Origin of the sequence: Pseudomonas multiresinivorans, from assembly GCF_012971725.1 — a bacterium.
Lineage (GTDB): Bacteria > Pseudomonadota > Gammaproteobacteria > Pseudomonadales > Pseudomonadaceae > Pseudomonas > Pseudomonas multiresinivorans.
In genome coordinates this window covers 3,923,128-3,938,231 of sequence record NZ_CP048833.1, presented here as the reverse complement: position 1 = coordinate 3,938,231, position 15,104 = coordinate 3,923,128, and the positions used below count along the sequence as shown (strand labels likewise).

Here is a 15,104-nt window from a genome sequence, read left to right as displayed (position 1 = left end):
GCTACCTTGAGCCTGTTGCGCTCAGAAATTTCTGATGCCGCACTTCCTCCCGCCGTCCCGCGCAGGCAACGGACCCGCAGCAGCAGGCCCGGCAGTCAACCAGCAGAAACGGAGCACACCATGGCTCGCAATACGCCCATCGAGCTTTACCGCAATATCGGCATCGTCGCCCACGTGGACGCCGGCAAGACCACCACGACCGAGCGCATCCTTTTCTACACCGGTGTGAACCACAAGATGGGCGAGGTGCACGACGGCGCGGCGACCATGGACTGGATGGTGCAGGAACAGGAACGCGGCATCACCATCACCTCGGCGGCCACCACGGCGTTCTGGCAGGGTTCCACCAAGCAGTACGACCACAAGTACCGCTTCAACATCATCGACACCCCCGGCCACGTCGACTTCACCATCGAAGTGGAGCGCTCCCTGCGCGTGCTCGACGGCGCGGTGGTGGTGTTCAGCGGCGCTGACGGCGTCGAACCGCAGTCCGAGACGGTCTGGCGCCAGGCCAACAAGTACCACGTGCCGCGCCTGGCCTACGTCAACAAGATGGACCGCCAGGGCGCCGACTTCCTTCGCGTGGTCGCGCAGATCAAGCAGCGCCTGGGCCACACGCCGGTGCCGATCCAGCTGGCCATCGGCTCGGAGGAAACCTTCGCCGGGCAGATCGACCTGGTGAAGATGAAGGCCATCGTCTGGAACGACGCCGACCAGGGCACCAGCTACACCGAGGAACCGATCCCCGCCGAACTGCAGGCGCTGGCAGACGAGTGGCGCGCGCACATGATCGAGGCCGCCGCCGAAGCCAACGACGAGCTGATGAACAAGTACCTCGAAGGCGAGGAACTGAGCATCGCGGAAATCAAGGCCGGCCTGCGCCAGCGCACCCTGGCCAACGAGATCGTCCCGGCGGTGCTGGGTTCCTCGTTCAAGAACAAGGGCGTGCCGCTGGTGCTCGACGCCGTCATCGACTACTTGCCGGCGCCCTCGGAAATCCCCGCGATCAACGGCACCGACCCGGACGATGAAGAAAAACACCTGGAGCGCCACGCCGACGACAGCGAGCCGTTCTCCGCGCTGGCCTTCAAGATCGCCACCGACCCCTTCGTCGGCACCCTGACCTTCGCCCGCGTCTATTCCGGCGTGCTCAGCAGCGGCGACGCCGTGCTCAACTCAGTGAAGATCAAGAAGGAGCGCGTCGGCCGGATGGTGCAGATGCACGCCAACCAGCGCGAGGAGATCAAGGAAGTACGCGCCGGCGACATCGCCGCGCTGATCGGCATGAAGGACGTCACCACCGGCGACACCCTGTGTTCCATCGACAAACCGATCATCCTCGAACGCATGGACTTCCCCGACCCGGTGATCTCCGTGGCCGTGGAACCCAAGACCAAGGCCGACCAGGAGAAGATGGGCATTGCCCTGTCCAAACTGGCCCAGGAAGACCCCTCGTTCCGCGTCAAGACTGACGAGGAAACCGGGCAGACGATCATCTCCGGCATGGGCGAGCTGCACCTGGACATCATCGTCGACCGCATGCGCCGCGAGTTCAACGTCGAGGCCAACATCGGCAAGCCGCAGGTGGCCTACCGCGAGGCGATCCGCAGGAAGTGCGAGATCGAAGGCAAGTTCGTCCGCCAGTCCGGCGGCCGTGGCCAGTTCGGTCACTGCTGGATTCGCTTCGAACCGGGCGACGAGGGCAAGGACGGGCTGGAGTTCGTCAACGAGGTGGTCGGCGGCGTGATCCCGCGCGAATTCATCCCGGCGATCCAGAAGGGCATCGAGGAACAGATGCAGAACGGCGTGCTCGCCGGCTACCCGCTGATCGGCCTGAAGGCCTCGGTATTCGACGGTTCCTACCACGACGTCGACTCCAGCGAGATGGCGTTCAAGATCGCCGCCTCCATGGCCACCAAGCAGCTCTCGCAGAAGGGCGGCGCGGTGCTGCTGGAGCCGGTGATGAAGGTCGAGGTAGTGACGCCGGAGGACTACATGGGCGACGTGATGGGCGACCTGAACCGCCGGCGCGGGCTGATCCAGGGCATGGAAGACACGCCGGCCGGCAAGGTCATCCGCGCGGAGGTGCCGCTGGGCGAGATGTTCGGCTATGCCACGGATGTGCGCTCGATGTCCCAGGGGCGCGCGAGCTACTCGATGGAGTTCACCAAGTACGCCGAGGCGCCGGCGAATATTGCCGAGGCGATTATCAAGAAGTCCCACGGCTGACTTCCCCCGCAACGAACAACGGCGCCCACGGGCGCCGTTTCTTCTGCTTTTTGTAGGAGCGAGCTTGCTCGCGAACCGATCTTCCGGCTGCTTCGGAGCTGGGTGGTTCGCGAGCAAGCTCGCTCCTACAGGGATTGCCGGCCCTTGGATTTCGGGGCGTGAAGCGCTAGCGGTCAATCACTCCGCCAGCGGCAACCCAAAGCAGAACATCGCCCCGCACGGCTCGACGTTCTCCGCCCAGATATCTCCGCGATGCCGCGAGACGATGCTCTGGCACAGCGCCAGGCCGATCCCGTTGCCGCTCACCTTGGAGGTGAAGAAGCCATCGAACAGCCGCTCCTTGGCCCCGGCGTGGATGCCGCGTCCCTGATCCAGCACACAGAGCCGCGCGCTGTCGCCGTCGCGCGCGGTGCGGATACGCAGCAGGCGGCGGTCCTCGGGGAGGTTGAGCATTTCCTCGATGGCGTTGAAGGCAAGGTTGAGGATCACCTGGCCGACCAGCACCTTCTCGCAGCTCACCCACAGCGGTTCGTCGCAGCGCTCCAGCTCCACGCGCACGTTGCTTGGCTGGGCCTTGAGGCTGATGAAGTAGAGCGTCTCGCCGAGTAGTTCGTTGAGGTCGATGCGCTGTTCGGCCTGCTCCAGTTTCACCACGTATTCGCGCACGCTCTTGATGATCAGCGAGGCGTGCTCGATCTGCCGCACGGCGCTGTCCAGGCCCCAGGCGGCGGAGGCTTCGGCCTTCTGTTCGCGGTCCAGGCGGATCAGCGCGCCCTCGATGAAGTTGCGCGTGGCCGCCAGCGGCTGGCTGAGTTCGTGGGCAATCGCCAGGGCCATTTCGCCCATGGCGTTGTAGCGCGCCAGGTACTCCAGTTTCTGGTCGCTCTGGCGCTGCGCCTGGGCGGCACGGACCTGCTCGGTGACGTCGCGGAACAGCAGCAGGTGGCCGACCAGATCGTCCTCGATTTCGATGTAGCGGCAGGTCGCGTGATGCCAGCGCCATTCGCCGTCCAGGCGCTGCAACTGGTAGCTGACGGAGTAGGGCTCGCGGCTCGGCGGCTGCATTGCCAAGTGGTGCTCCAGGCGCGGGCGCGTGGCGCTGTCGCAGCGGCCGAGGAAGTTGTGCGCCATCCAGTCGTCCTGGCTGCCGCCCAGCAGAGGCAGTGCGGATTCGCTGAGGAAGCGCAGGTTGCCGTCACCGTCCAGCACCGCCACGCCTTCGGCGAGGTCCTGCATGAAGGCCTTCAGACGGCTCTCGAAGCGCTGCAGGTCGCGCTCGACCTGTTTCTCCTTCGAGATGTCGCGGAACTGCACCATCAGCACGTCGCGTTCCTGCAGGTGCACGCGGGTGGCGACGGCCTCGGAGAGGATTTCCACGCCCTGCTTGGAGCGGTAGCACCACTCGATGGTGCGCTGGCCGGTGCGCGCCGCGCCTTCCAGCCAGCGCAGGCCGACCGAACGGCGGTATTGCGGGGCCTTGGCGGTCATGTCCGGAGCTTTCAGCGGCACCAGCTCTTCCAGCGTAAAACCAAGCACCGCCAGTGCGGCGTTGTTGGCCCAGAGGATTTCCTTGGTCTGCGCATCGTGAAGGATCACGCACAGCGGCATGGCCTGGAGCAGGGCGAGGAAGTCATCGGGCTTGGGCTGGAACATCGAAGCTCGCTCTCGATTGCAGGGACGGGTAGGCAGTGGCGCCTTTATACCGCGCAGCGTAGCGCGAAGGGACTGCGGAGTAACCCGGCGCCGACTAGGGGATTCCTTTAGGCGTGGGGCTGCACGCCCCAATAGTTGGGCGCACATGGCGGTTCATACACTGGCCCCAACGACGACCAGCCCGCATCGAACGGGCCGGCCCTTACAAGAACAACCGGAGATGCCGCCATGCTGCGTGCCGCCCTCGCCGAACCGCTCGATGCGGACGGTCGTGCCCTCGAATTCCAGCGCGTGCTCGATGAAGTCCGCCAGCGCCGCGAAGAATTCGACACTCGCTCCCACGTTCCCCGCGACATGATCGAACGCTTCCGCGATGTCGGCATCTACCGCGCCGCAACTCCGCGCTGCTTCGGCGGCGACGCACTGCCGCCGGCGCAGTTCCTGAAACTGGTCGAGCGTATCGCCGAAGCCGACGGCTCCGCCGGCTGGGTGGCCAGCTTCGGCAGCGCCAGCACCTACCTCACCGCGCTGCCGCGCCACACCCTCGCCGAACTCTATGCCGACGGCCCGGACCTGGTGTTCGCCGGCGGCCTGTTCCCGATCCAGCCGGCCACTCAGGTCGAAGGCGGCTGGCGCGTCAGTGGTACCTGGAAATTCGCCAGCGGCTGCAAGGGCGCTGACGTGCTCGGCGTTGGCATCGGCATCGGTGGTCCGGGTGGCAAGCCGCGCACCGCGCTGCTGCGCGCCAGGGACGTGGAGATCGTCGAGAACTGGAACGTGGTCGGCCTCAAGGGCACCGGCAGTCACGACCTGAAGCTGGACAACGCCTTCGTCCCGGACGACTGGACCTTCATCCGCGGCGGCGAATCGAACATCGACGAACCGCTGTACCGCTACCCGACCATTGCCTACGCCGCCCAGGTACTGGCCGTGGTCAACCTCGGCCTGGCCCGCGCGGCGCTGGACGAGATCACCCGCATGGCGTCTTCCAGCGGCGTGACCGGCGCGCCCAAGCTCGGCGACCGCGCCTATGTGCGCATCGAGATCGGCAAGGCTGAGGCTGAATTGCAGGCCGCGCGCGGCTTCTTCTATGACGCCACCGAGACGGTCTGGGAATCCATCCTCGCCGGTAATGCCGTGACGCCCGAGCAGGTCAGCCAGCTGCGCCTGGCCGCCGTGCACGTATCCCGCGCCGGCGCCGACGTGGTGCGCCGCGCCTACAGCCTGGCCGGCACCACGGCGATCTACCTGAACCACCCGCTGCAGCGCTACCTGCGCGACGCCATGGTGGTCACCCAGCACGCCTTCCTGAGCGATGGCATGTACGACGGCGCCGGCGCGGTGCTGCTCGATGTGCCGCCGTTCCCCGGATACATCTGACATAAAAACAAGGACTCGAAGCATGACCCGTCCGACCACCGAACCCTTGCGCGTACTGTTCTGCATCGGCATCGCCCAGCCGTTCTTCGACCTGCCCACCGGTGAAGGCATCACCGTGTGGAAGGGCTTCTCGCAGATGATGGGCGACCTCGGCGCGCTGCCGGGCATGAACGTGCTCGGCGTGCTGGATGACGACCGCCTGATGGTCGGCCCGTCCACCACCTCGCCCTGGACCGTCTACATCATGGCCGACGTGGATTGCCACCAGACCGTGATCGACGCCTGCAACCTGTTCCGCACCACCCCGGTGGGCGAGTACAGCCTGTGGAAGTACGCCAAGGTCGAGGCGCGCATCGGCCGCCCGCTGACCATTCCCGAAGCCGCGCGGACCTGAGCCATGAGCAGCCTGAGCATGGCCGAGCTGAACCGCCGCCTGGAGGTCCTCGAAGGGGAAAGCCAGGTGCGCCGGTTGATGGCCCGCTACATGGACCTCTGCGACGTGCCGCGCGCGCCGGTGGCGATCACCGAATTGGCCGAGCTGTTCAGCGAGGACGCGGTGTGGGAAGGCATCGGCACGACCACGGCGCAGACCTTCGGCCATCACCAGGGCCGCGAGGCGATCGCCGCGTTCGTCTTCGGCTACCTGCCGCCGTCGCCGCACTTCACGCTGAACCTGCACTTCCTCACCAGCGAGTCGATCCGCGTCGACGGCCGCACCGCGCGCGGGCAATGGATCATGCAGCAGCTCTCGACCTACTCCGAAGGCCACACCGAACTGTTCGGCACGCGCCTGGATATCGACTTCCGCGAGATCGACGGACGCTGGCAGATCAGTCATTTCCGTACCCAGCGCCTCTCGCAACGTGCGCTGGATGGTGCAGGGGAGGGCCGTCCATGAGCACCTTCGTCAGCGAATTCCTCCTCGGCGGCGACGGCAAGCGTGTCGCGGTCAAGGACAGCATCGACATCGCCGGCTACCCGACCCGTTGCGGTACCCGTGCGCTGGCCGACGCCGCGCCGGCCACGCGCAACGCGTTCGTGGTCGACGCCGTGCTGAACGCCGGCTGGCAGATCGTCGGCAAGACCAATCTTCACGAACTGGCCTTCGGCGTCACCGGCATCAACGACTGGACCGGCACGCCGATCAACCCGATGGCACCGGACCGCGTGCCCGGTGGCTCTTCCAGCGGCTCCGCGTCCGCCGTGGCGGCGGGCCTGGCGGACATCGCGCTGGGCACCGATACCGGTGGTTCGGTGCGCGTGCCGGCGGCTTGCTGTGGTATCGCCGGGCTGAAGCCGACGTTCGGCCGCGTCAGCCGCGATGGCGTGCACCCGGCGCAGAGCAGCCTGGATTGCGTCGGCCCGTTCGCCGCCAACATGGCCGACCTGATCGCCGCCATGCAGGTCATCTGCCCCGGCTTCGGCAACGTGCAGTTGCCGGGCGAGGGCGCCCGCGTGGCCTTCCTCGAAGTGCCGTCGGCGCCGCACATCCAGGCCTGCCTGGGTGCCGCCGCCGATCGCGCCGGCTGGCGCCGCAGCCACCTGTTCCTCGGTGAGTTCGAGGCGGCCTTCCAGGCCGGGCTGGTGGTGATCAACCACGAGAACTGGGCCGCCTATGCGGCGCTGACCGGCAAGGGCCTGATCGGCGCCGATGTCGAGCAGCGCCTGTTGCTGGCCAGCCGCACCACCGACGCCGAGCGCGCCGAGGCGGAGAAAGTGCGCGAGCACTTCACCCGCGCCATCGACGCCGCGCTGGAGGACTTCGAAGTCCTGCTTTTGCCGACCATGCCCGACCTGCCGCCGCTGCTCAGCGATGCGCGCAACGGCAAATCGGTGGCCGGCATGACGCCCCTGGTGCGGCCTTTCAACCTCAGCGGACACCCGGCGCTTACGGTGCCGGTGGACCTGGATTGCGGCGGGCTGAAAGTCGGCCTGCAGATCGTCGGCCGCAAGGGCGACGACGAACGCGTATGCGCCTTCGGTGCGCAACTCGAACACAGCCTGGCCGCCACGCGGACTGCGCAAAAACATAAGAAATCGGCATGAGGAGATGGGCATGAGCGCTCACGAATACCGGCTGATCGCCCGGTCGCGCAGCGTCGAAGAGCTGGTCGGTGACGACCGCGTCGATGTCTCGCTGTACAACGACCCGCAACTGTTCGAAGCGGAGATGGACAAGATCTTCTACCGCACCTGGGTGTGGGTCGCCCACGAAAGCGAAGTGCGCAACGCCGGTGACTTCAAGACCACCAGCGTCGGCCGCCGCCCGGTGATCGTGGTGCGCGACAAGAAGGGCAACATCAACGTCCTGGAGAACCGCTGCCGCCACCGTGGCGCCACCGTCTGCGAGAAGCACAAGGGCAACGCCACCGGCTTTACCTGCCCGTACCACAGCTGGTCCTACGCGCTGGACGGCAAGCTGCGTGCGCTTCCGTACCCGGACGGCTACGAGGACATCCTCGACAAGTCCGAGCTGCCGCTGACCAGCCTGCGCGTGGAAAGCTACGCCGGCATGGTATTCGCCACCTACAACGACGAGATCGAACCGCTGGAAGACTTCCTCGGCGGGGCCAAACACTGGATGGACCTGTTCATGAAGCAGGGCGCCGGCTACCCGATCAAGACCCAGGGCGAACACAAGTTCACCTTCCGCGGCAACTGGAAGATCCAGCTGGAAAACACCACCGACGGCTACCACTTCCCCATCGTGCACAAGTCGTTCATGTCCTCGGTGGATGAAGAAACCGAGGAAATGCTCTCGTTCATGAGCGACGAGCAGGCGGTGACCCACGCCCTGGGTAACGGCCACAGCGTGATGGTGATGGTCCCCGAGCACGTCGACCTCGACCACGACGACGGCACCGAGCAGCTCCAGGAACGCTTCGCCCACGTCACCGAGGAACTGTCGAAAACCATGCCGCCGGAACAGGTGCGCCGCATCGTCCGCTCGCTGCATGGCGCCGGCTTCAACCTCAACCTGTTCCCCAACGTGGCCATGTCCATGTCGTTCTTCCGCGTGCTGCGGCCGATCTCCGTCACCGAGACCGAGATTCGCCACGTCGCCCTGGGCATGGATGGCGGCCCGGAAATCGCCAACCGTGAGCGCATGCGCATCCACGAGCACTTCCAGGGCCCGTTCGGTTTTGGCAGCCCGGATGATGCAGAGGCCTGGGACCGCGTGCAGCGTGGCTCCTACGCCGGTGTCGACGCGCCGATCCTGGTCAACCGCGGCCTGAACCGCGAAGTGGTCGCCGAGAACGGCGACAAGGTCTCCCACGCCACCGACGAAGGCGGCATGCGCGAGGCGTACCAGATGTGGAAAAGGATGATGAGCCAATGAGCAACGACACCCTGAACGGCTTCTCCGGCCCGCTGGCCAAGGCCATCGAATTCGTCTGGCGCGAGGCCGAGCTGCTCGACCGCAAGGACTACGCACAGTGGTCGCAGCTGTGGAGCGAGGACGGCATCTACGTGGTGCCGATCGACGCCGAGGGCGATGACTTCGCCGCCAGCCTGAACTACGTCTTCGACGACGCGCGCATGCGCGCCCTGCGCATCGAACGCCTCACCGGCGGCCATTCGCCCTCGGCGGTGGACGCGGCGAAGACCGTGCGCACTGTCTCGCGTTTCAGCCTCGTGGAAGCGGCGGGCGATGTGGTCGAAGTGAACTCGGCACAGGTGCTCTACGCCTACAAGCGCGGCGTGGCGACGCCGTTCATTGCCGACCTGAACCACCGCATCCGCTTCGCAGACGGGCAAGCCCGCCTGGAGCGCAAGGTGATCCGCCTGATCAACGCCGAAGACGCGCTCAACGCGCTCGGCTTCCTGCTCTGAGGGCCGCGCCATGCAACGAGTTGCCCTGGTAACCGGCGCCGCACGCGGGCTGGGCGAAGTCATCGCCCGCCGCCTGCACGCTGCCGGCCTGCGCGTGGCGCTGGCCGACCTCAACGAGGACGCGGTGCAGCGCCTGGCCGATGAGCTCGACCCGGAGGGCCGCACGGCCCTCGGTTTGAAACTGGATGCGCGCGAGAAAGCCGATTTCGAACGCGCTCGTGATGTGCTCGCCGAGCGCTGGGGCGGCACCGACATCCTGGTGAACAACGCCGGGATGTCGAAGGTCGCCGCGCTGATGGATATCAGCCCGGAGGACTTCGACGCCTCCATGGCGGTGAACCTGCGCGGCACTTTCGTCGCCTGCCAGGTGTTCGGTACTCACTTTGCGGCGCGCGGGTTCGGCCGCATCGTCAACATTGCCTCGTTGGCCGGGCAGAACGGCGGCACCGCCACCGGCGGCCACTACGCCGCGGCCAAGGGCGGCGTGGCGACCCTGACCAAGGTATTCGCCCGCGAACTCTCGGCGCAGGGTGTGACCGTCAACGCCATCTCGCCGGGGCCGCTGGATTTGCCGGTGGTTTACGAGAGCGTGGCCCCCGAGCGCCTGGAACAGATACTCAAGACCATCCCCGCCGGCCGCCTGGGCGCCCCGACTTTCATCGCCGACAGCGTGCTGCTGTTGTGTGCGGAGAACGCCGGATCGGTGACCGGGGCCTGCTGGGATATCAATGGTGGGTTGTTCATGCGCTGAGGTTTGGGCTGGGCGGACGGCGGATAACGCTGCGCGTTATTCGCCCTACGCTTGGCCTGAGCTTGAGTGGGGGAGCTGAAGAGCCCCTCTCCCTAACCCTCTCCCGCAAGCGGGAGAGGGGACTGATCGGCAGGGCTGGAAACACCGTGCCACTCGGCGACGCCGAGCTGCTCCCTCTCCCTTCAGGGAGAGGGCTGGGGAGAGGGAGATGCCCTCGCTCCGACATCAATCGAAAACCCGTCCGCTCGTGAAAAAGAGGCCGGAAAGGGGCCACAGAGCCCGCAATCAACGCCTTGCAGGTAACGCCATGATGAAGGTCAGAATCGAAAGGATCGTCGAGGAAGCGCAGGACATCCGTTCCCTGCGTCTCGTACGTTGTGATGGCCAGCCGTTCGACGCCTACGAGCCGGGCGCCCACGTCGACGTCACCGGGCCCACCGGGGTGACGCGCCAGTATTCGCTGTGCAGCCCGCCGGACGACCGCACCGCCTACCTGGTAGCGGTGAAGAAGGAGGGCGCGTCCCGTGGCGGCTCCAGTGCCCTGCACGACGTGCAGGAAGGCGCCGAGCTGGACATCGGCGCGCCGCGCAACCTGTTCCGCCTGGCAGCGGAAGCCCGCGAGCACGTGCTGTTCGCGGCGGGTATCGGCGTGACGCCGCTGCTGAGCATGGCCTACCGGCTGAACGCCAAGGGTGAGCCGTATCGCCTGCATTACTTCGCCCGATCCGCCGAGCACGCGGCTTTCGTCGAGCTGCTGGCCAGCGAGGCTTTCGCCGGCAAGGTCGAGCTGCACTACGGCGTCGAGCCGGCTGATCTGGACAGCGTGCTGAGCGCTTGCCTGGAACGCGCACCGCAGCACGCCCACGTCTATACCTGCGGCCCGGCGCCGTTCATGAACAAGGTGGTGGAGATCGCCGCGCGCAGCCGCCCGGAAGACGCCATCCACCTGGAGAACTTCCAGGCCGATCCGGCCGCCAACGCGGCGCCGGCTGGTTCCTTCGAAGTGGAACTGGCCAGCTCCGGTGTTGTGCTCCACGTGCCGGCAGACTCGACGCTGGTGGACGTGCTGCAGGCCCACGGCTGCGACATCGACACCGAGTGTCGCGAAGGCATTTGCGGCACCTGCATCGTCGAGGTGCTGGAAGGCGAGCCGGAGCACCGCGACAACTGCCTGTCGAACAAGGAAAAGGCCTCCAACAAGCAGATCTGCGCCTGCGTCTCGCGGGCGAAGTCGGCGCGGTTGGTGCTGGACCTTTAGTCCGGATCGCTCTTCGGCACTCAGGCGGGCTTTGCGTAGGAGCGGACTCTGTCCGCGATAGGTTCCGCCTCGCGCCGGCAATCATCGCGGACAGAGTCCGCTCCTACGGGATAAGGTCGGCGCGCGCTGGCAGGGCTGGCAATTCGTCTGGCAGACAGCGACACTCCCGCGCCGCCGACAATTGCTAGCCTTCGGCCACATCCCTACTTCCGGAGTCCCTCATGCCTGCGCTGATCGCGCGCCTGGCGCTCGGCTGCCTGCTGCCGGTCGCCATCCTGCTCGGCCTCGGCGCCATGCCGGGGCTCGGTTACGCCTGGGATTTCGCCAATGCCGCCGGGCTGCTCGGTGCTTGCCTGCTGGGGCTGCTGTTCGTCATCGGCGGCCGCCCGCAGCCGCGCCCTCTCTACGAGGGGAAATTCTTCCTGCGGTTGCACCGTGATCTCGGGTTTGCGGCGGTGGTGCTGCTGCTGATCCATATCGTTGTGTTGCTGTTCGACGAGCCGCTGCTAATCGAAGACCTGCTGCCGTCCGCGCCCGGCTACATGCTGGCCGGACTGGCTTCGGCGATGCTGATGCTGGTGCTCGCGATATCCAGCCTGAACCGCGTGCGCCCGCGCTGGAGCAGCAGCGCCGCCTCGTACCGCCGCTGGCATTACGGCGGCAGCCTGCTCGCCCTGTTGCTGATGGCCGTGCACGTGCTTGGCGCGGGTTACTACAGCGGTGGCCTCTGGAAGGGCGCCCTGCTGGTGGCGCTGATGCTGGCGGCCGCCATCTGGCCGCGCCTGCCCAAACCTGCCAACGGCATCAGTGGTCGCAAGCGCAATACGGCGCTGCGGGCTACCTGGTTCGCGCTGGCGGCCAGTGGCGTGATCATCGGATTGTCGGCGCTCTACAGCCTGCTGGCGAACGTGGAGCTGCCGTTGTGAAACGCATCTGGATCGGACTTTCGGTAGGCGCCGTCGTGGCGCTGTCGGCGGGGGCGTGGTTCGCCCACGGGCACTGGCAGCGCAATCGTCCGCTGATGCCGCTGGCGTTCCCCCACGAGCCGCACGCCTCGGTGAATTGCATCACCTGTCACCACGACTACAAGGACCAGTCGCCTTCGGTCTCCGGCAACCGCACCTGCATCCTCTGCCACAAGCAGAGCCCGGCGCTGGCGGTGCGCATGGAAGCGGATTTCCATCAGCTCTGCCAGAGCTGTCACCTCGAACGATTGCAGGCTTTCCACGCCAGCGGGCCGGTGCGCAGCTGCCAGGCGTGCCATCGCAGAGGGAACCTGTAGGAGCGAGCATGCTCGCGAACCTGCCTGACGCCTAAGCCGCGGGCGAATCTGTTCGCGAGCAAGCTCGCTCCTACAAGGGAAGTTTCAGCGCCGGTAGAGAAAGCCCGGCGGAGTGCCGGGCTTTTCTTCAGCTGCGATACAGCACCGGCCGCCGCAGGTGCACGTAGCTGTACCCCTCGCGCGCCAGGGCGATGCGCTGCGGGTCCAGCTCGGCTACCAGCAGCTCTTCGCTGTGCTTGGCCTTGGTCAGAACCTGGCCATCCGGGGCGACGATGCTGCTCAGCCCGCAGTACTCGATTTCGCCCTCGGTGCCAACGTAGTTGGCATAGGCCAGGAACACCTGGTTTTCGTAGGCGCGGGTCGGTACCAGGACCTGGGCGACGAACTCGTAGGGGCGCATGTTGGCGGTGGGCACCAGCACCAGGTCGGCGCCGGCCAGCGCCAGGGTGCGCACGGCTTCGGGGAACTCCACGTCGAAGCAGATCAGCAGGCCGATCTTCCAGCCGTCCAGTTCGAAGATCGCCGGCGGCTCGTCGGAAGCGCTGAACTGGCTGCGGTCGAGATCGCCGTAGAGGTGGGTCTTGCGGTAGTTGGCGCGGCGTTCGCCCTGCCGGTCGATCAGCTGCACGCTGTTGAAGATGGCGCCGTTGGCGTCACGTTCGGGGTAGCCGTAGAGGATGCCGAGCTTGTGCTCGCGGGCGATTTCGGCAATGCGCAGGGCGGAGGGGCCGTCGCAGTTTTCCGCCAGTTCCGCGACACGCTTCGCGCCGATGTTGTAGCCGGACAGGTACATCTCCGGCAGCACCAGCAGATCCGCGCCGTTCTGCACTGCCTGCCGCGCTGCCTGTTCCAGACGCTGCAGGTTGCCGGCGACGTCTTCGGGGCCGGGAGGGCACTGGTAGAGGGCGAGGTACATGAGGGGTCTCCTTGAAAAAAGCACGAGCGGGTCAGGCAGTTTGCACCCGATCCCACTCGTGCGCGAGGCGGTTTTCGGCTGCCGGGCTTCAGTCCGGCAGCGCCATCGGGCCCAGCTCGGCGAAGCGATCGCCCGGACCGGGGTTCTCCGGATGAGTCGCGCCGCCGAAGTGCTTCATGATGCCCCACACGGCGTTCAGCGAGGTCTGCACCGCGCCTTCCACCCAGGCCGGGGTCCAGGACACATCGTCGCCGGCAATGAAGATGCCGCGCTGTTCGGCGGGCATGTCGTCCTGCATGAAGTGCGCGTACATGCGCTGGTTGTAGCGGTAGTGGCCCGGCAGCGCGCCCTTGAAGGCGCCGAGGAAGTGCGGGTCGGCCTCCCAGGATACGGTGATCGGATTACCGATGATGTGCCCGGCAATATCGACCTTCGGGTAGACCTTCTTCAGCGCGTCCAGGGCCAGCTGCACGCGCTTCTCCACCGGGTGCGGGAGCATCTTCATGGCGTCGCTCATCCAGGAGTAGGACAGGCAGATCACCCCCGGCTTGTCGTCGCCATTGTCGAACAGGTAGGTGCCGCGGGTCAGGCGGTCGGTGAGGGTCATGCTCATCACGTCGCGGCCGGTCTGCGGGTCCTTGTCCTTCCAGAACGGCCGGTCGACCATCACGAAGGTCTTCGAGGACTGCATGTAGCGGGTGCGGTCGAGGGCCATCCACATCTTCTGCGAGAACAGCGCTTCCTCGCATTCGATCTGGGTGGTCAGCAGCCAGGTCTGGCAGGTCGCCAGGACGGCCGCGTAGTGACGGGTGTCGCCCCAGTAATCGGTGACGGCGAAGGTGCCGTCGGCGGCGCGGGCGATCTTCTTCACGCCCGGACGCGGCGCGCCGTTGTGCAGCGAGGCCAGGGAAGTGCCGGCCGGCCAGTGCGCGCAGTTTTCCGGCACGTGGCTCCAGATGCCGCGCGGTACCTGCTCGACGCCGCCTACGACCAGATGCTGGTGGTCGTCGCAGTTGGTCATCACCACGCGGAAGATTTCCAGCATGGAGTTGGGGAAGTCCGAGTCCCAGCCGCCGGTGCCGAAACCGACCTGGCCGAAGATTTCACGGTGCTGGAAGGACAGCCGGGAGAAAGCCCTGGAGCTGGCGACGAAGTCGTAGAAAGTGCGGTCGTCCCACTTGGGCACCAGCTCGTCCCACAGGGCCTTGAGCTTGACCGTGTCGCGCTCGCGGATGGCGTCCTGGATCTCGGAGAAGCGCGCGCCGTCTTCCAGCGCGTCGGCCCAGGCCTGGGCGACTTCGCGGAAGATTTCCGGCAGGTCGTCGATCTTCTCCGCGTAGTGGCTGGTGCCCTCCAGGTCGACCACGGTGCTGCCCGAGGCCGGGGTCAGCGGGTTGGGGAAGGGTCTGGTTTCCAGCCCGAGCTTGTCGACGTAGTGGTAGAAGGCGGTGCTGGACACCGGGAAACGCATGCCGCCCAGCTCGGCGATGATGCCGTCGGCGCCTTCGAAGGTTTCCGAGCGCAGGCGACCGCCCATCTTCGAGGCCTCGTAGACCACGGGTTTCAGGCCCATTTTCATCAGCTCGTAGGCCGCCACCAGCCCGGAAATGCCGGCGCCGACAATGGCCACTTCCTGGCCGTGCTTCTCGGCCGGGATGCTGCCCAGGCCGGCGGGGTGCTCGATCCAGTCGTCGAAGGCGAAGGGGAAGTCCGGGCCGAAGATGGTCACCGGTTTCTTGCCGGGGGTGTGGGGATGGCGGTTCTTGTGCATTGGAATCTCCCGGTTATCAGTCTGCCGGTC

The 15,104-nt window shown here is 66.4% G+C and carries 14 protein-coding genes; 11 read left to right on the top strand and 3 right to left on the bottom strand.

Annotated features, from left to right (window positions below):
• The first annotated feature begins 120 nt into the window (after window positions 1-120).
• Entirely contained in the window at window positions 121-2,229 is a 2,109-nt protein-coding gene (fusA, locus tag G4G71_RS17775) for an elongation factor G (RefSeq protein ID WP_169939349.1), read from the top strand.
• Between the two features lie 177 nt (window positions 2,230-2,406).
• Here the strand turns inward: fusA and G4G71_RS17770 are convergent, their stop codons facing one another.
• Entirely contained in the window at window positions 2,407-3,882 is a 1,476-nt protein-coding gene (locus G4G71_RS17770) for a PAS domain S-box protein (protein ID WP_169939348.1), read from the bottom strand.
• Between the two features lie 228 nt (window positions 3,883-4,110).
• Between G4G71_RS17770 and G4G71_RS17765 the strand changes: the two genes are divergently transcribed.
• From G4G71_RS17765 to G4G71_RS17720, 10 genes are all read left to right on the top strand, one after another.
• Window positions 4,111-5,262 (top strand): acyl-CoA dehydrogenase family protein, encoded by a 1,152-nt coding sequence (locus tag G4G71_RS17765; RefSeq protein WP_169939347.1) that lies wholly within the window; start codon window positions 4,111-4,113, stop codon window positions 5,260-5,262.
• A gap of 22 nt (window positions 5,263-5,284) precedes the next feature.
• On the top strand, window positions 5,285-5,656 hold the full coding sequence (locus G4G71_RS17760) for a hypothetical protein (RefSeq protein WP_045207771.1): 372 nt from the start codon (window positions 5,285-5,287) through the stop codon (window positions 5,654-5,656).
• A gap of 3 nt (window positions 5,657-5,659) precedes the next feature.
• On the top strand, window positions 5,660-6,160 hold the full coding sequence (locus G4G71_RS17755; protein ID WP_420825945.1) for a nuclear transport factor 2 family protein: 501 nt from the start codon (window positions 5,660-5,662) through the stop codon (window positions 6,158-6,160).
• A complete protein-coding gene (locus G4G71_RS17750; protein WP_169939346.1) occupies window positions 6,157-7,308 on the top strand; it encodes an amidase in 1,152 nt (383 codons plus the stop codon). Before G4G71_RS17755 ends, G4G71_RS17750 begins: the two co-directional genes overlap by 4 nt.
• Window positions 7,309-7,318: 10 nt before the next feature.
• Window positions 7,319-8,602 carry an aromatic ring-hydroxylating oxygenase subunit alpha gene (locus G4G71_RS17745; protein ID WP_138216521.1) on the top strand — a complete coding sequence of 428 codons (1,284 nt, stop codon included), beginning with the start codon at window positions 7,319-7,321 and terminating at the stop codon, window positions 8,600-8,602.
• A complete protein-coding gene (locus tag G4G71_RS17740; RefSeq protein WP_169939345.1) occupies window positions 8,599-9,096 on the top strand; it encodes an aromatic-ring-hydroxylating dioxygenase subunit beta in 498 nt (165 codons plus the stop codon). The genes G4G71_RS17745 and G4G71_RS17740 overlap by 4 nt, the downstream gene beginning before the upstream one ends.
• A gap of 10 nt (window positions 9,097-9,106) precedes the next feature.
• Complete coding sequence (locus G4G71_RS17735) at window positions 9,107-9,847, top strand: SDR family NAD(P)-dependent oxidoreductase (protein WP_169939344.1); 741 nt, start codon at window positions 9,107-9,109, stop codon at window positions 9,845-9,847.
• A gap of 307 nt (window positions 9,848-10,154) precedes the next feature.
• The gene (locus G4G71_RS17730) at window positions 10,155-11,105 is read left to right on the top strand and encodes a PDR/VanB family oxidoreductase (protein ID WP_169939343.1); all 951 of its coding nucleotides are present in this window, start codon (window positions 10,155-10,157) and stop codon (window positions 11,103-11,105) included.
• Window positions 11,106-11,326: 221 nt separating this feature from the next.
• On the top strand, window positions 11,327-12,031 hold the full coding sequence (locus G4G71_RS17725) for a ferric reductase-like transmembrane domain-containing protein (protein ID WP_169939342.1): 705 nt from the start codon (window positions 11,327-11,329) through the stop codon (window positions 12,029-12,031).
• Window positions 12,028-12,387 carry a cytochrome c3 family protein gene (locus G4G71_RS17720; protein WP_169939341.1) on the top strand — a complete coding sequence of 120 codons (360 nt, stop codon included), beginning with the start codon at window positions 12,028-12,030 and terminating at the stop codon, window positions 12,385-12,387. Before G4G71_RS17725 ends, G4G71_RS17720 begins: the two co-directional genes overlap by 4 nt.
• Before the next feature lie 127 nt (window positions 12,388-12,514).
• Here the strand turns inward: G4G71_RS17720 and G4G71_RS17715 are convergent, their stop codons facing one another.
• Window positions 12,515-13,303, bottom strand: coding sequence for a carbon-nitrogen hydrolase family protein (locus G4G71_RS17715; RefSeq protein WP_169939340.1), 789 nt, complete (start codon window positions 13,301-13,303; stop codon window positions 12,515-12,517).
• An 88-nt stretch (window positions 13,304-13,391) separates the two neighbouring features.
• Window positions 13,392-15,074, bottom strand: coding sequence for a flavin monoamine oxidase family protein (locus G4G71_RS17710; RefSeq protein WP_169939339.1), 1,683 nt, complete (start codon window positions 15,072-15,074; stop codon window positions 13,392-13,394).
• Window positions 15,075-15,104: the final 30 nt, after the last annotated feature.